Origin of the sequence: Nocardia neocaledoniensis (assembly GCF_029868625.1) — a bacterium.
Lineage (GTDB): Bacteria > Actinomycetota > Actinomycetes > Mycobacteriales > Mycobacteriaceae > Nocardia > Nocardia neocaledoniensis_A.
The window spans coordinates 1-15,851 of sequence record NZ_JARWOJ010000291.1 but is presented as its reverse complement, the minus strand read 5'-3'; the positions used below and the strand labels follow the sequence as shown (position 1 = coordinate 15,851).

Annotated in this window: 14 protein-coding genes; 5 read left to right on the top strand and 9 right to left on the bottom strand. The window is 71.1% G+C overall.

Annotated elements, in window-relative coordinates:
* Positions 1 to 193: 193 nt before the first annotated feature.
* The 8 genes from QH270_RS22000 to QH270_RS21965 form a co-directional block, all read right to left on the bottom strand.
* On the bottom strand, positions 194 to 400 hold the full coding sequence (locus tag QH270_RS22000) for a CsbD family protein (protein WP_280345603.1): 207 nt from the start codon (positions 398 to 400) through the stop codon (positions 194 to 196).
* A gap of 181 nt (positions 401 to 581) precedes the next feature.
* Complete coding sequence (locus QH270_RS21995; protein WP_280345600.1) at positions 582 to 1,277, bottom strand: hypothetical protein; 696 nt, start codon at positions 1,275 to 1,277, stop codon at positions 582 to 584.
* A gap of 129 nt (positions 1,278 to 1,406) precedes the next feature.
* Positions 1,407 to 2,786, bottom strand: a complete 1,380-nt coding sequence (locus QH270_RS21990) for a hypothetical protein (protein WP_280345598.1) — start codon at positions 2,784 to 2,786, stop codon at positions 1,407 to 1,409.
* A complete protein-coding gene (locus tag QH270_RS21985; protein ID WP_280345596.1) occupies positions 2,783 to 3,664 on the bottom strand; it encodes an ABC transporter permease in 882 nt (293 codons plus the stop codon). Before QH270_RS21985 ends, QH270_RS21990 begins: the two co-directional genes overlap by 4 nt.
* Positions 3,661 to 4,623, bottom strand: a complete 963-nt coding sequence (locus tag QH270_RS21980; protein ID WP_280345594.1) for an ATP-binding cassette domain-containing protein — start codon at positions 4,621 to 4,623, stop codon at positions 3,661 to 3,663. The genes QH270_RS21985 and QH270_RS21980 overlap by 4 nt, the downstream gene beginning before the upstream one ends.
* On the bottom strand, positions 4,620 to 5,876 hold the full coding sequence (locus QH270_RS21975) for a glycosyltransferase (RefSeq protein WP_280345591.1): 1,257 nt from the start codon (positions 5,874 to 5,876) through the stop codon (positions 4,620 to 4,622). Before QH270_RS21975 ends, QH270_RS21980 begins: the two co-directional genes overlap by 4 nt.
* A gap of 2 nt (positions 5,877 to 5,878) precedes the next feature.
* Positions 5,879 to 7,303, bottom strand: a complete 1,425-nt coding sequence (locus QH270_RS21970; protein WP_280345588.1) for a condensation domain-containing protein — start codon at positions 7,301 to 7,303, stop codon at positions 5,879 to 5,881.
* A gap of 281 nt (positions 7,304 to 7,584) precedes the next feature.
* Positions 7,585 to 8,268, bottom strand: a complete 684-nt coding sequence (locus tag QH270_RS21965; protein WP_280345587.1) for a TVP38/TMEM64 family protein — start codon at positions 8,266 to 8,268, stop codon at positions 7,585 to 7,587.
* Positions 8,269 to 8,421: 153 nt separating this feature from the next.
* Between QH270_RS21965 and QH270_RS21960 the strand changes: the two genes are divergently transcribed.
* The 3 genes from QH270_RS21960 to meaB are packed head-to-tail and all read left to right on the top strand — an operon-like array spanning position 8,422 to position 13,648.
* Positions 8,422 to 10,293: a methylmalonyl-CoA mutase family protein gene (locus tag QH270_RS21960; RefSeq protein WP_280345584.1), complete on the top strand. Its 1,872-nt coding sequence runs from the start codon at positions 8,422 to 8,424 to the stop codon at positions 10,291 to 10,293.
* Complete coding sequence (gene scpA / locus QH270_RS21955; RefSeq protein WP_280345581.1) at positions 10,293 to 12,557, top strand: methylmalonyl-CoA mutase; 2,265 nt, start codon at positions 10,293 to 10,295, stop codon at positions 12,555 to 12,557. Before QH270_RS21960 ends, scpA begins: the two co-directional genes overlap by 1 nt.
* Positions 12,554 to 13,648 carry a methylmalonyl Co-A mutase-associated GTPase MeaB gene (gene meaB / locus QH270_RS21950; protein WP_280345579.1) on the top strand — a complete coding sequence of 365 codons (1,095 nt, stop codon included), beginning with the start codon at positions 12,554 to 12,556 and terminating at the stop codon, positions 13,646 to 13,648. Before scpA ends, meaB begins: the two co-directional genes overlap by 4 nt.
* 12 nt (positions 13,649 to 13,660) lie before the next feature.
* On the opposite strand, the gene sigJ is transcribed toward meaB, so the two are convergent.
* Positions 13,661 to 14,545, bottom strand: coding sequence for an RNA polymerase sigma factor SigJ (gene sigJ, locus QH270_RS21945; protein WP_280345577.1), 885 nt, complete (start codon positions 14,543 to 14,545; stop codon positions 13,661 to 13,663).
* A 103-nt stretch (positions 14,546 to 14,648) separates the two neighbouring features.
* On the opposite strand from sigJ, the gene QH270_RS21940 reads away from it, so the two are divergent.
* Positions 14,649 to 15,272, top strand: coding sequence for an NADPH-dependent FMN reductase (locus tag QH270_RS21940; RefSeq protein WP_280345575.1), 624 nt, complete (start codon positions 14,649 to 14,651; stop codon positions 15,270 to 15,272).
* Positions 15,247 to 15,699: a YybH family protein gene (locus QH270_RS21935; RefSeq protein ID WP_280345573.1), complete on the top strand. Its 453-nt coding sequence runs from the start codon at positions 15,247 to 15,249 to the stop codon at positions 15,697 to 15,699. Before QH270_RS21940 ends, QH270_RS21935 begins: the two co-directional genes overlap by 26 nt.
* The last annotated feature ends 152 nt before the right edge of the window (positions 15,700 to 15,851 follow it).

The following is a 15,851-nucleotide window of genomic DNA, read 5'->3' as shown; positions in this document are numbered from 1 at the left end:
ACCGGTGACCGCCTGGTCGGCTATGTGGTCCCGGTCGACGCGCCGACGGAGGAGCCCGCGCCGTCGGCCCCGGCCGCCGGATACACGATCCAGAGCGGCGCGGCGGCCCGCGGGCGGGGCCCCCCCCACCCCCCCCGGTCCGGGGGGGGGCCCCCCGCCGGGGCCCCCCCTACCCCCTTGCCGGTGAGTCGGTCTACTTGCCGAAGGCCTTCTTCACCTTGTCCGCGGCGTTGCCGACCGCGTCCTTCACCTCCTCGACCGCGCCCTTGACGGCGGCCTCGGCCTGGTCGGCTCTGCCTTCGGCGCGCAACTCGTCGTCACCGGTGGCGGCACCGGCGGCCTCCTTCGCCTTGCCACCGAACTCGTCGGCCTTGTTGCTGATCTTGTCGCTCAGAGACATCGGAACCGTCCTTCGTATCGGGGTGCGTCGGTGTCGCCGACGTAGTGGATAGACACCCCGGACATCGCAACCGCACGCCCTCCGCGTGGAGACGCTGCTCACAGGAAGCGCGGCCTTCTGCCGCGGTCGATATGAGTGACAGGTCAGCGCATCCTGGATGCCTCGGTACGGCGAACGGAGATCACTTCGTGTGGAAGGGAGCGTTGATCGTCGTGAAGTACTGGATCGCCGCACCGACCGCGACCGGCGCGGTGATCAGGATCTGACCCGCGACCACGCCGAGTGATCCCATGGCCACGACACCGCCGAGGCAGCCGACCGCCGCGGCGGGAATGAACGGCCCGAACAGTCCGATGATCGTCGCCGAGGCGACCGTCGCCCCCGCGATACTGCCGAGCACGCAGCCGACGGCGGCGCCGCCCAGGCCGCCGACAAGAGTGCCGATCGCGGCACCGAGCGAGATGGTGCTCGTCATCCGTGACCAGGCGGCCTGCTCACGGTCGTACTCGGACTTCCACGGCGCCTTGTCTTCGAACGGCAAGGCGACCGGCTTGTAGACCGCCTTGTCCATCGTCAGTTGGGGGGTGAGTGTGGCGGTGCGGCCGGTGATCTCGGCCGCGATCGGAAACTCGAACTCGTCGAGGGTGAACGTCAGCGGCGTCGCCGCGACCACCGTCCCGGCCGTGTTTCGCACTTGCAGCGCTCCGCCCTCGACCACGAGCGAGCCGTGCTCGACCTCGATGATCGACGCGGTGTCGGTGGCGTGGGCGGCGAACGAGACCGGATGTACCGGCTCGTCGGCCATGGCGGTGGCGGTGGTGACGGTGAGCGCGGCGAGTGAAAGCGCCGCGGTCGCAACAATGTTCCTCATCAACATGGGTTTCCTCATCGGTTCTGGTCGAGCGCGTGCTCGACAAGCCCATGTTAACGATAATGATTATCATTACTATCGTGTGGGTCGAGGAGACCCTCCGTGGCGGGTTTCGCCCGCTGAACCGGACCGTTCTCACCAGAACCGTGGCGTCAACCCCCACGCGGCGAACTCGGCCGACAGCAGGTCCTGCAGGGCGGCGCGGGTCGGGAAGCGGTCGGGGTCGCCGCCGGTGACGACCAGGGTGACGGTGTGGTCGTCGCAGGAGAACGCGAGGTTCACACCCACCTCCACCTGGCGGAACAGCTCGACGGGTCCGGGATTCACCACCGGCCGCATGATCACGTCGCGGGCTCGGTGCGGGCCGAGCACGGCGATGTTCTGGGCGGTGCGGCCCATGTTGGTGCACAGGCACTCCGGGGCCTTGGCGGTGCGGGCGAACCGGTGCAGCACCGCCCTGGGCAGCAGCATCTGCACCGGTTGCAGATGCTGGATCGGCGGGATCGTGGCGGGATCACGGTAGGCCAGTCCCGCGGCCTTGAGCGCGGCGCGGATCGTGGGCAGATCGGCCCGCGCGCCCGCGCGGTAGGTGACGGCGATCGGCAGCCCGGTGGTGGCGTTGGCACGGGGGTCGTCGGCGACCCGCATCGAGTGCGGGATGTCGACGCGCACCTCGGCGCCGTCGGCGACACGCCCGCTGCGGCCGAGCAGGCCGACCGCTACTCCGATCAACAAGCCGTTGGTGGTGCCGCCGTGTGCCGCGGCGACGGCATCCCAGTCGGCGAGGTCGAGCTGCACGATCGTCTCCGCCGCCTGCCAGGTCTCGGCGTGGGGCAGGCGCGGCTCGCTGGGCCTCGGGTTGCGCGCCGGTTCGCTGACGCCCCGTGCCCGGCGCGCGGCGCGGACGCCGCGGACCACCGCGCGAATCTGTCCGCGCGCGTCGGCGAGGTCGGCCGCGAAGCGACCGGCACCGGCCGCCGGGCCGACCAGTCGTCCCGCGCCGGCCGCGCGATCGGGCGTTTCGCCGCGATTGAGCCGGTCCAGCGAATCGACGATCGCGTGCATCATGCCGCCGCCGTCACAGGCGACATGGGAGGCGACCAGGGTGACGACGGTGCCACCGGAGGCGGTGTGCGCACCGGCCAGCTGCCACACCAGTCCACGCTCCGGATCGAATTCCACGGCGGCCCTCGCGAGGAACCACGAGAGCACGTCCTCGTCGGCCAGCGGTGCCTCCGACCAGATCAGCGGCATCGACTCGGTCGCCGGTTCCCAGTGGGCGCGGGCGAACGGAAACCGGGTGGTGCGCACCCGGCGGGCGATGAAGCCGGCGGCCAGATGCGCGTGCCAGCGGCGCAGCAGGTCGGGGTCGAGCCGCTCGTCGAAGCGATAGGCCAGCTGGTTCACCAGGGCGTTGGGGTAGAGGCTGTGCAGTTTGAAGAACAGGTCGTCATCGGCGGTGATCCGGTTGAGCGCGGTCGGCGCGGCCGCGACGGCGGGGGTGGTGACGGTCATCGGGGACTCCTCATCGGGAACGGAGAGTGCGCACGGTCAGCGGCGCGAAGACGGCGACCACGAGCAGCGAGGCCACCAGCGACCAGCAGGCGTCCGCGCGCCCCGCGCCCCCCCCCGCCCCCCCGCGCCCCGGCGGCGGCCGCGCCGCCGGCGCCGGCGGCGGCCAGCGTGCGTACGGCCGAGACCAGGTAGGACACGGGATTCAGGTCGGAGACGTGCCGCATCCAGGTGGGCATCGACTCCTCGGGCACCAGCGCGTTGGAGGCGAAACCGAGGAAGGTGAGCACGAGCATGCACATGCCCTGCACGGCGGCCGGGCGGGCGACGGTGGCGCCGATGAACGCGAACAGCCAGCTGATCGCCGTCGTCGCGAAGACCACCAGGACCGCTCCGGCGAGGAAGCCCGCGGTGTGGTCCGGCCGGTACCCCATGCAGAAGCCGACGATCACGACCGTCGTCGCGGCGATCAGGTAGCGCACGGTGCCCGCCAGCAACGCACCGGCAACCGGCGCGGAGCGGGCGATGGGCATGGCGACGAACCGGTCGAAAACCCCCGAGTGGATGTCCTCGGACAGCTGCACGCCCGTGGCCACCGAGGAGGTGAGCACGATCTGCACCAGCACCCCGGGAATCATGATCGGCAGATACGCCTCGAGGCTGCCCGCGATGGCGGTGCCGAAGATGCTGCCGAACAGGACGGGCCCGACGATGGGCAGCAGCAGGGCGTCGTAGAGCAGCTGGGGGCTGTGCCGGAAGGTGAGCAGCCCGCGCCAGGCCATCATCAGCGAATGTCGCAGGGCCGCGCCGGGGCCGACCCGGGTGATCCGGGGCGCGCGGACCACGCGCGGAGCGAGACCCGTCTCGCGGAGGGCGGTCATCGCGCACCCGCCTCGGCCACGGTGGACGCGTGCCCGGTCAGGGACAGGAACACCTCGTTGAGATCGGGCCGGTCGATGGCGAACCCGCGCAGCGCGATATCGGCGGCGCGGCAGGCGGTCACGATGTCGGCGCCGAGCGCGACGTCACGCAGGGCGACGGTCAGCATCCCGGTGGACGAGCCGTCGGGGTACTCGCCGGTGAGGTCCCGGATGAGGGTCTCGGCGCGGCGCAGATCCCCGGTGTCGGGAATGTCCAGGCGCAGAACCTGGTCCCCGATGGACGCTTTCAGTTCCGCGGCCGTCCCCTCCGCGACCAGCGTGCCACGATCGATCACCGCGATCCGGTCGGCCAAGGCGTCGGCCTCCTCCAGGTATTGGGTGGTGAGCAGGACGGTCGCGCCCCGCTCCACGAGCCCGCGCACGATGCCCCACATGCGGTCGCGGGTGTGCGGGTCCAGGCCGGTGGTCGGTTCGTCCAGGAAGATCAACGGCGGCACCGTGATCAGCGTCGCGGCCAGGTCGAGGCGGCGGCGCATTCCGCCGGAGAACGCCGACACACTGCGCCGCGACACCGCGGTGAGTTCGAATTCCTCGAGCAGTTCGTCGCCGCGTCGGGCCGCCTCCCGTCGCGACAACCCGAGCAGGCGGCCGAACAGGCGCAGATTCTCACCGGCGGTGAGGGTTTCGTCGACGGAGGCGTACTGGCCGGTGAGCCCGATCATCGAGCGCACCGCGGTGGCGTCGCGCACCACGTCGAAGCCGAAGACCTCGGCGTTGCCGCGATCGGGGCGCAGCAGGGTCGCCAGCATCCGCACCGTGGTCGTCTTGCCCGCGCCGTTGGGGCCGAGCATGGCGAACACCGTGCCCGCCTCGATGCTGAGGTCGATCGCGCCGACGGCGGTGAAATCGCCGTAGGACTTGCCGAGGCCGCGCGTGCGGACGGCGATCTCGGTACTCACTGCGGCCTCCCGGCATGGTCGAGAACGGGTGTCGGGAACGACACGGGGACAAGGGCTTCCACCTCGTCGGCGGCGCGGGCCACACCGCCGGACGGGAACCGGCGCGCGTAGGCCGCCGCGCGGTCGACGACCGCCGGGTCGGTCACGCGGTCCAGCAGGGTGTCCAGGGCGTCGGCGTCGAGACCGGCGGCGCGGCGGGTGACGGCGAGCCCGAGCCGGGTCAGCGCCTGCCCCCAGTAGGGCTGGTCGGCCTGCACCGAGCAGATGACCTGGGGGACACCGGCGCGCAGGGCCGCCGCGGTCGTCCCGGCCCCGCCGTGGTGCACCGCCGCGACACAGCGCGGGAACACCGCGGCATGGTCGACCTGCTCGACGATCGCGACCTCGGCGGTGAGCTCGGGCTCGATCCCGGCCCAGCCCGCGGCGAGCAGCAGGCGGCGCCCGCGTCGGGCGCACACCGCCCGCACCATGTGCACCAGGGCGGCCGGATCGTCGACGGTCATCGAGCCGAAACCGACATAGATCGGCGCCGGGCCGGCGTCGAGCCACGCGGAGAGCGCGGCGTCGGTGGGGCTGCTGAGGAATCCGTCGGCGTCCACGGCGAACCCGGTGACCGGGTGGCGCGGCGGCAGCTCGTCGGCGAGGCCGGGGAACAGCTCGATGTCGTAGGCCTGGATCGAGACACGGGCGGGCAGGGGGTGCTCGACGACGCCGAACTCGGCCAGCGGCCGCGCGAGCGCGGCGTCGCGCGCCCAGCGCAGCCCTGACCAGATCCGTCGGTTGAGCCCGCCCGGGATCCGCCTGCCCCACCCGGCCGGCACCACGGGCACCGACCGGCTGGGCTGGATGGGAAAGAAGTGCACTGCCGCCAACGGCACACCGACCCGCCGCGCCGCCTTCTCGGCCGCTTCCTCACCCGCCATGCCCGTCACCAGCACGTCGTGGCCGGGTGCGAGCGCGAGCAGATCCCGCACCGCCTCGGCCACGCCCCGCCGTTGCAGGTCCAGCACCGCGCGCAGGCGCTGGCGGGGGCTGGGGCTGCGGAACCGGCGATCGGCGTGCTGGGTGGCCAGCAGTTCGGCACTGTCACAACCGAATTCGACGGCAGCGACACCGTGTTCGCGGGCGAAGCCGACGAGATTGGGCGAGAGGGCGAGGGTGACCGCGTGCCCGCGCACCCGGAGCTCGCGGGCCAGCAGGATGCCCGGTTGGGCGTCACCGCGGCTGCCGGTGAAGGCCAGCAGTGCGCGCATCGTCAGCCCGCGCTCAGCGCCGCCGACGCGGTGTCGGCGACCGGCGCGGCGGACGCCGCGGTCCCGAGGGCGGTGACCGCGTAGATGGCCCTGGCGAATTCGGTGAGGAAGCGGTCCATCACCTCCGCGGGCAGACCGGCCGGATGGCGGGTGGAGACGTAGAGCCCGGCCGGACCGCGCACCACCCAGAAGTAGACCTCGTCGGTGGAGTACGACACCGCGCGCAGCGTGCGCCCGCGTAGGTCGGCGACCAGTTCGTAGTCCGGCAGCATGCGGATGTCGAGGAACGAGGCGCCGAACGTGGGGCCCTCGAGCGCGCCGGCCATCGCCAGCGACCGACCCCAGGACGCGTCGTTGCAGACATGCGCGCGTTTGAGCGCCGACCGGGTGACCGCCAGGGCGGCCCCCATGTCGGCGCCGGGCGGCAGGACGATGTCGACCGGGACGACGTTGACGAACCAGCCCATCGACTCCAGCCAGGTCAGGTCGGGCCGGGTCGCGATCGGCATGATCGTGCGGAAACGGTCGTCGCCGAACACTTCCCGCGAGGCGGTGGCCAGCGCGGCGAACACGGTGACCGAAAGCCGGTGCCGGAGCCGATCCAGCGCGGCCTCGACCTCTTCGAGCTGGTCGAGGCTGAGCAGCGTGCGCGACAGGCTCGGCTGGGCGTGCTCGCCGTCGAGCTCGGCGACCATCCCCTCGGCGAAGCGCGGCATGGGCGAGCCGGGCGTCCCGACGAAGTCGCGCCACACGGCGACGGCGGGGGAGTCGGGGGTGAGTTCCTCGGCGGCGGCCCGCTCGATCGCCGCGTAGTCGGCCGCGCTGCCGAAGGTGGCCGAGTCGCGGATCTCGCCGCCGGTGCGGACCGCGGTGTAGAGGGTGCGCAACTCCAGGATGAGCACGGCCTGGGAGTAGGCGTCCAGGACCGAGTGATCGGCGCCGACCAGGACGGTGAAGTCGTCGGTGTCGTGCGCGACGGTGGCCACGAGCAGGTGCGGCCACACCAGTGGGGACAGGCGCAGTTCCAGTGTGTCGCAGAGGAACTCGTTGATCAGGTCACCATCGGTGAGCTCGGGGACCGCGACGCCGGTGACCCGGACGGTGCCGGGCGCGGTGGTGACCCGGTGGTACGCGCCGTCGCCGGTCGGTGCCACGGTGGTCCGGAACCCCTCGTGGCGGTCGTGCCACAGTTCCAGGGTGCGCGCCCACGCCTGCTCGTCGAGCGCGGCGTCCATCTCGAAGATCGTGCCGATCCAGCGGCCGCGGCCGGGCCTGGGGTCCTCGGGATCGAGAAAGCCCAGGTACTGGGAGTGGACGCTGGCCAGTGGGCGCTCGTCGTCGAACCAGGTCTCGGCGGTGGTCGCGGGTGTCCACAGCGTCAGTGCGCCGGAGCGGATCTGGAAATCGGAGAGATGGGTGTATTCCATCGGGTCACCTCGAGGTGCAGTGCAAGCCGGAATCGGCGCGAACGGGGAAGATTCGGTGCACGCGGACGCGGCACCTGGGTGTTGCTCTGGATCCCGCACCGGATGTAGCTGGCGAACCCTGGGCTATCCCGAGTCTATTACTCTGAGAGTTTTCTAAAACATGGGTTCTTCACATTTGGCTTATGTGAAGAAGATCACTTTCAAATGTTGGCGGATCGCCAGCGTAACCCGATGCCCCTGAAGTAAGGGGCATTCTGTTCAGAATTCCATTCCTACGCAGGTCAGCCGCGGCTGGGGACCGGCTCCGCGGTGGGCTCCGCGCCGGTCGTCACCGGCATCCTGGCGTCGATGACGAGACCGACGAGACCCAGTGACAGGCACAGCGCCGACACCGTGACCGCGATCGGGTTGGTCCCGCCCGCCAGTGATCCGGCCAGGACCACGGTCGAGATCGTGCCGGGCGCCGAGCCGGCCACGGTCGCGACGAGATAGGGCGCCACTCGCACCGAGGACAGCCCGCAGCAGTAGTTGACGATCGAGAACGGCGCCATCGGGATCATCCGCAGCGCCGCCACCGCGAGCCAGCCGCGCTGGGCCAGCCGGTCGTCGATCGCCCGCACCGCCGGATGTCGCAGGTGCTCCGCGACCCGGTCGCGGCCCACCGCGCGCACGCCGAGGAGAGCGAGCGTGGCGCTGACCCCGGTCGCGCCCAGCGCGATCGCCGAGCCGAGAACAGGGCCGAACAGCACCCCGCTGGTCACCGTCAGCACGGTGCGTGGCACCGGTGCCACGGCGACGAGCGCGTAGAAGAGGAAGAACAGTACGGGCAGCAGCGGGCCCGCGCCCCCGGCCCACTCCCTGATCTGCTGCGGACCCGGCAGCGGCACGAACATCGCCAGCACGAACAGCGCGGCGACCCCGGCCAGCGCCGCCAGCGCGCGCGGGGAACGGATCAGTCGGGACACCGGGTCAGCGTACCGGCCAGTAGGGGATGGCCTGGGCGAGCGGACAAGATGTCACAGTTAACATCGAGGTGGAACCGGGCACCTCCCGGTTCGCCGGAGCACCCGCTCATCACGCTGAGCTGGGCGAACGCGTTGGAAGAGAGAACAGCAGCTATGCCGATTGGTTCAGAGTCCGGGACGGGACTCGCACCGGATCCGGTGCCCGAGTACGCCGCCTGGCGCAAGGGTGTGGCAGGCGTGCTGGCCAAAGCGCGACGAGTCGAGGCTTCCGAACTTCCCGCGGAGCCCGAGCACCTGCTCGACGAGACCACCTATGACGGGCTGACCATCGCCCCGCTCTACACCCGCCGTGACGAGCTGCCCGAGCAGCCGCTGCCCGGCGCCTTCCCGTACGTGCGCGGCGGCACCGCCACCCGCGATCCGCAGCGCGGCTGGTTCGTCAGCGCGTTCGCCGGCGCCGCGGATGCCGAAGCCACCAATCGCGCCATCCTGACCGGCCTGGAGAACGGCGTGAGCGCGGTCGCGCTCGGCGCGGGTGCCTACGGTGTCGCGGTCGAGGACATCCCCGTCGCCCTGCGCGGCCTGCTCTTCGAGCTGGCGCCGCTGACCCTCGTCGCGGGCAAGGACACCGCCGACGCCGCCGCGCGCGTGTTCGAGGTGCTCGACGGCTACGAGCTCGCCGACCGCGCGCAGATCCACGTCGGCCTCGGCGCCGCGCCACTCACCAGCGCCTTCACCGGCGCCGAGGACCTCGACGAGGCCGCGGCCGTCAGTCTGGCCCGACAGGCGATCGCCCGTCCCGAGACGGTGCGCGCGATCACGGTGGACGGCATCGCCTTCCACAACGCCGGCGCCGCCGACGCGCAGGAAGTGGGCGCGGCCATCGCCGCCGGCCTGGCCTACCTGCGCGCGCTGACCGCCGCGGGTGTCGACATCGTCGACGCGTTCGGTCAGCTCGAGTTCCGCTTCGCGGCCACCGACGACCAGTTCGCCACCATCGTGAAGTTCCGTGCCGCGCGGCGCCTGTGGGCCCGCGTCGCCCAGGTGTGCGGTGCGCCGGCCTTCGGCGCGGCCCCGCAGCACGCGGTGACCTCCGCCGCCATGATGACCCAGCGTGATCCGTGGGTGAACCTGCTGCGCACCACGCTCGCGGCCTTCGGCGCCGGTGTCGGCGGCGCCGACTCGGTCACCGTGCTGCCGTTCGACTCCGCGCTGCCCGCGGGCGAACTCGGTGTGTCGCAGTCGTTCTCGGAGCGGATGGCGCGCAATATCCAGCTGCTGCTGCTCGAGGAATCGCGCCTCGGCCACGTGCAGGACCCGGCGGCCGGTTCCTGGTACGTCGACGCGCTGACCGACGAACTCGCCGCCAAGGCGTGGGAGTTCATGCAGGAGCTCGAGGCGGCGGGCGGCTACCAGGCCGCGCTGACCGCGGGCCTGCTCGCCGACCGCATCGCCGAGACGGCCGCCGCCCGCGGCGCCGACATCGCGCACCGCAAGACCGCGGTCACCGGCGTGAACGAGTTCCCGAACCTGGCCGAGCCGCCGCTGTCGGGGCAGGCCCGCGCCGAGGCCACCACCGTGCGGTACGGCGCCGCGTTCGAGGCGCTGCGCAACCGGTCCGACGCCTACCTCGCCGCCCATGGTGCCCGCCCGAAGGCGCTGATCGTGCCGCTGGGCCCGGTCGCCGAACACAACGCGCGCACGATCTTCACCGCGAACGTGCTGGCTTCCGGCGGGATCGAGTCGGTGAACCCCGGCCCGCTCGCCATCGACGGAATCGCCGCCGCCGCGACGGAATCCGGGGCGCGGATCGCGGTCCTGTGCGGCGCCGACAAGCGCTACGGCGACGAAGCGGGCGCCGCGGTCGACGCCCTGCGCGGTGCCGGGATCGACACGGTACTGCTGGCCGGACCGGAGAAGTCGGTCGAGAAGTACAGCGGTACACAGCGTCCCGACGGGTACCTGACCCTGCGCATCGACGCGGTCGCGGTCCTGTCGCAGCTGCTGGAGAAGGTGGGAGCCTGATGACCACATCCGATATCGAGCACCGTATCGGCAGTTTCGCCGAGGTTCCGCTCACCGAACACGCGCCGGAACCGGCGGCGGTCGACGACGCGCAGGTGAAGGAGTTCGTGGCCGAGGCGGCCGCGGCCAACCACACCACCGCCGACCAGCTCACCTGGGCCACACCCGAGGGCATCGACGTGCCGCCGGTGTTCACCAAGGCCGACCGTGACGCCGTTGTCGCGCAGGGTTATCCGCTCGACACGGTGCCCGGCGTTGCGCCGTTCCTGCGCGGTCCGTACCCGACGATGTACGTCAACCAGCCGTGGACCATCCGCCAGTACGCGGGCTTCTCCACCGCCGCCGACTCCAACGCCTTCTACCGCCGCAACCTGCAGGCCGGGCAGAAGGGCCTGTCGGTCGCCTTCGACCTCGCCACCCACCGTGGCTACGACTCCGACCACCCGCGCGTGCAGGGTGACGTCGGCATGGCGGGCGTCGCGATCGACTCGATCCTGGACATGCGCCAGCTCTTCGACCAGATCCCGCTCGATCAGGTGTCGGTCTCGATGACCATGAACGGCGCGGTGCTGCCGATCCTGGCGCTCTACGTCGTCGCCGCGGAAGAGCAGGGTGTCACGCCCGAGCAGCTGGCCGGAACCATTCAGAACGACATTCTGAAGGAGTTCATGGTCCGCAACACCTACATCTACCCGCCCAAGCCGTCGATGCGGATCATCTCCGACATCTTCGCCTTCACCAGCGCGAAGATGCCGAAGTTCAACTCGATCTCCATCTCGGGCTATCACATCCAAGAGGCCGGAGCGACAGCCGATCTGGAGCTGGCCTACACCCTGGCCGACGGCGTGGAGTACATCCGTGCCGGTATCGCCGCGGGCATGGATGTCGACAAGTTCGCCCCGCGCCTGTCGTTCTTCTGGGCCATCGGCATGAACTTCTTCATGGAGGTCGCCAAGCTGCGCGCGGGTCGGCTGCTGTGGAGCGAACTGGTCTCGAAGTTCGAGCCCAAGAGCGCGAAATCGCTGTCGCTGCGCACCCATTCGCAGACCTCGGGCTGGTCGCTCACAGCGCAGGACGCCTACAACAATGTGGCGCGCACCTGCATCGAGGCGATGGCCGCGACCCAGGGCCACACCCAGTCGCTGCACACCAACGCCCTCGACGAGGCCCTGGCCCTGCCGACGGACTTCTCCGCCCGCATCGCCCGCAACACCCAGCTGCTGATCCAGCAGGAGTCCAACACCACCCGCCCGATCGATCCGTGGGGTGGCTCGTACTACGTGGAGTGGCTCACCCACCAGCTCGCCGAGCGCGCTCGCGCGCACATCGCCGAGGTGGAGGCGCACGGCGGGATGGCGCAGGCGATTTCGGAAGGCATTCCGAAGCTGCGCATCGAAGAGGCCGCCGCCCGTACCCAGGCGCGCATCGACACCGGCCAGCAGCCGGTGATCGGCGTGAACAAGTACCAGGTCGAGGAGGACCACGAGGTCGAGGTCCTCAAGGTCGAGAACTCGCGGGTGCGTGCCGAGCAGATCGAGAAGCTGGAACGCCTTCGCGCCGAACGTGATTCGGCTGCGGTCGAGGCCGCGCTGGCCAACCTGACCCGCGCCGCGGCCGCGACCGGAGGCGGCATGGAGAACAACCTGCTGGCCCTGGCCATCGACGCCGCGCGCGCCAAGGCCACCGTCGGCGAGATCTCCGACGCGCTGGAAAAGGTGTACGGCCGCCATCAGGCCGAGATCCGTACGCTTTCCGGTGTGTACCGTGATGAAGCAGGCAAGGCCTCCAACATCGGCGCGGCGATCGCGCTCGTCGAGGAATTCGCCGAGGCGGAAGGCCGCAGGCCCCGCATCCTGGTCGCCAAGATGGGCCAGGACGGCCACGACCGCGGCCAGAAGGTGATCGCCACCGCGTTCGCCGATCTCGGCATGGACGTCGACGTGGGTCCGCTGTTCCAGACCCCCGAAGAGGTGGCGCGCCAGGCGGCCGACAACGACGTGCACATCGTCGGTGTCTCCTCGCTGGCCGCGGGTCACCTCACGCTGGTGCCCGCCCTGCGGCAGGCACTGGCCGATGTCGGCCGCCCCGACATCATGGTGATCGTCGGCGGGGTGATCCCGCCCGGTGACTTCGACGAGCTGTACGAGGCGGGCGCCGCGGCGATCTTCCCGCCCGGCACCGTCATCGCCGACGCGGCCATCGATCTGCTGAAGAAGCTGGCAGGCTCGCTCGGGCACGAGATCGGCGGCGGCACAGCCGAATGAGCGACGCGGCAGCAGGGGCCGGGGGTGCCGCGGCGCATCCCCGGCTCGGTACCACCGCGGGCGTCGGCGCGCCGCGCAACGCGGGCCGTCCGGTGGCGAGGGCGGTGCGCACGATCGACGTCGACGCGCTCGCCGCGGGGATCAGGGCCGGTGAGCGAGCCGCCCTGGCCCGTGCCATCACCCTCGTCGAGTCGACGCGGGCCGATCACCGGGAGCTGGCTCAGCAGCTGTTGCTGCGGCTGGGGTCCGAGCCGGGCACTGTGGTGTCGAACCGGGTCGGGATCACCGGCGTGCCCGGGGTCGGCAAGTCGACCTTCATCGACGCGCTGGGCATGTACCTGCTCGGCAAGGGGCATCGGGTGGCGGTGCTGGCCGTCGACCCGTCCTCGACCAGGACCGGTGGGTCGATCCTCGGCGACAAGACCCGCATGGCCCGCCTCTCGCTCGAGCCCGACGCGTTCATCCGCCCGTCGCCGACCGCGGGCACCCTCGGCGGCGTCGCCAAGGCGACCCGCGAGACGATCGTGCTGCTCGAGGCCGCCGGGTACGACGTGATCCTGGTGGAGACCGTCGGGGTCGGCCAGTCGGAGGTGACCGTCGCCAATATGGTCGACGTGTTCTGCTTCCTCACCCTGGCCCGCACCGGAGATCAGTTGCAGGGCATCAAGAAGGGTGTGCTGGAGCTGGCCGAGCTCGTCGCGGTGAACAAGGCCGACGGCAAGCACGAGATGGAAGCCAAGAGCGCGGCCCGCGAACTCCAGGGGGCGCTGCGGCTGATCCATCCGCACGACGCGCTGTGGCGCCCGCCGGTACTCACCATGAGCGGCCTCGAGGGATCGGGTCTCGACAAGTTCTGGGACACCGTCCTGGAACATCGGCGCGTACTCACCGACGCGGGGGAGTTCGCCGAGAAGCGGCGCCGTCAGCAGGTCGACTGGACCTGGACCATGGTCCACGACCAGATCCTGCGCCGCCTCGCCGACAATCCCGCCGTGAAATCGGTTCGCGCCCAGGTGGAATCGGCCGTCCGCGACGGGACGCTCACCCCGGCGCTCGCCGCCGAGCGGATCCTCGGCGCGTTCGACGCCTGAGCCGCGCGGGGGTCAGCCCGCCGTCCAGGGACGCAGTTTCTCCGGATTCCGGACCGCCCAGATACGGGTGATCCGGCCCTCGGCGATGTCGAAGGCGTAGACCGAGATGACGGCGCCGTCGAGCTGCGCGACGAGGCCGGGCTGGCCGTTGACGGTCCGTTCCAGCAGGGTCGGCATGGGCCCGCGTGCCGCGATCCGCATCCAGGCGTCGGCCACCCGCTCATCGCCGTGGATCGGGTCGAGGAAGGCGGGGGCGAGTCCGCCGCTGTCGGCGGTGGCGATCACCCGCGGGTCGAGCAGGCCGATCAGGGCCTCGATGTCCTGGGTCTGCCAGGCCAGCTTGAATTCCCGGATCAGCGCGGCGCGCTCATCGGTCGTGGGTGCGGGCGAGGTGTCGATGCGGCGCCGGGCGCTGGAGGCGAGCTGGCGACAGGCCGCGGGGGTGCGCCCGACGATGTCGGCGATCTCGCCGAAGGAATAGCGGTAGACGTCGTGCAAGACGAAGGCCACCCGCTCGGCCGGGGTCATGGAGTCGAGCACGACCAGGAACGCCATGCCGATCGATTCGTCGAGGGTGACCCGGTCGGCCGGATCCGCCGTGGCGGGCGCGCCGTCGGACCCGGCGGGGATGGGCTCCGGAATCCATTCGCCCACATAACGTTCCCGCCGGGCCCTGGCCGAGCCGAGGAGATCGAGGCAGATCCGGCCGGCGACCGTGGTCAGCCAGGCACCGGGGTTCACCACCTCGTCGCGCTGCCGCTGCGGCAGCGCGTACCAGCGGGCATAGGTCTCCTGCACCACGTCCTCGGCCTCGGCTAGCGAGCCGAGCAGCCGGTAGGCCAGATCGAGCAGCCCGCGACGTTCGGTCAGTACCCCGTCCGGCGGCGATGCGGTCATGATCGGCTCCTTCGGCTCGCGTGGTCTCACCTTTTCTCGACGACGCAGCGGCCCGAGATGTGAGGTCACCTGACATTCCGGACCGCTGTCTCGTCGGACGGTCATGGCATTCAGAATCGGCATCATCCTCGGCACTACCCGGCCCCACCGTAACGGCCCGCAGGTCGCGCGGTGGGTGCTTGACTCGGCCTCGCGGCGCGGCGACGCCGAGTACGAGCTCATCGACCTGCACGACTACCCACTCCCGCACCTGGACGAGCCCGTCGCCCCGATGCACGGGCCGTCCCGCAACGCGCACACCCGCGCGTGGGCGGCGCGGATCGCACCGTTCGACGGCTTCGTGATCGTGACGCCGGAGTACAACGGCGGCATGCCCGGCGTGCTGAAGAACGCGATCGATCACGTGTTCGCGGAATGGTCCGACAAGGCGGTCGGTTTCGTCTCCTACGGCGCGGGCGGTGGCGGCCGCGCCGTGACGCAGTTGCGCATGGTCTGCGGCACGCTCGGCATGGCCGATGTGAGTCGCGGGGTGGAGATCTCGGTGCTCACCGACTTCGAGAACTACACCGTCTTCACTCCGCGCGAGCATCACGAGTCGGGGTTGACCATGCTGCTGGATCAGCTGATCGCGTGGAGTGGTGCGCTGGCACCACTGCGTTCGGCGGTCGGCGACCTGTCCACTCCCACCGAAGGAGCCGAGGATGGCCACGTCGCCGTCGCCCACTGATCACGCGGCCGACGCCGGGCCGCGCGGGCTCGTCGGCGGGCTCGTCGACGGACTGCGGGCCAAGGATCTCGCGGCGCTGCGCGAGCTCTACACCCCCGACGTGGTGTCCTTCGACGTCGAGGCACCGCTCCAGCACGTCGGGATCGCGGCGAAACTCGCGAATTGGGCGAGGGTGTTCGAGGTCTTCGAGACCGTGGACTACGAGGTGCGCGACCTGACCTTCACCGTGGGCGAGGACGTGGCGTTCGGGCACGGCTTCGGCCGGCTCAGCGGCGCCGTGGCAGGCGGGGCGCGAATCGACGGCATGTGGGTCCGGGTCACGTTCGGGCTGCGCAGGATCGGCGGGACCTGGTTGATCGCGCACGATCAGGTGTCGGTGCCGTTCGACATCGCGACCGGCACGGGCGTGGTGGATCTGCGGCCGTGACGGTCGGGGCGGGGGGCCGTCCCGTCCGCAGTCCTACCTCGCGGCCTGGGGGCCTCTGGCGCCCTGGCTACGCCGGGCCCGACGGTGCCGAGCCCTCGATCGAATCGCCGGGGGCGTCCGGGGCATCGGATGTTCCGGGTTCGACCCTGCCT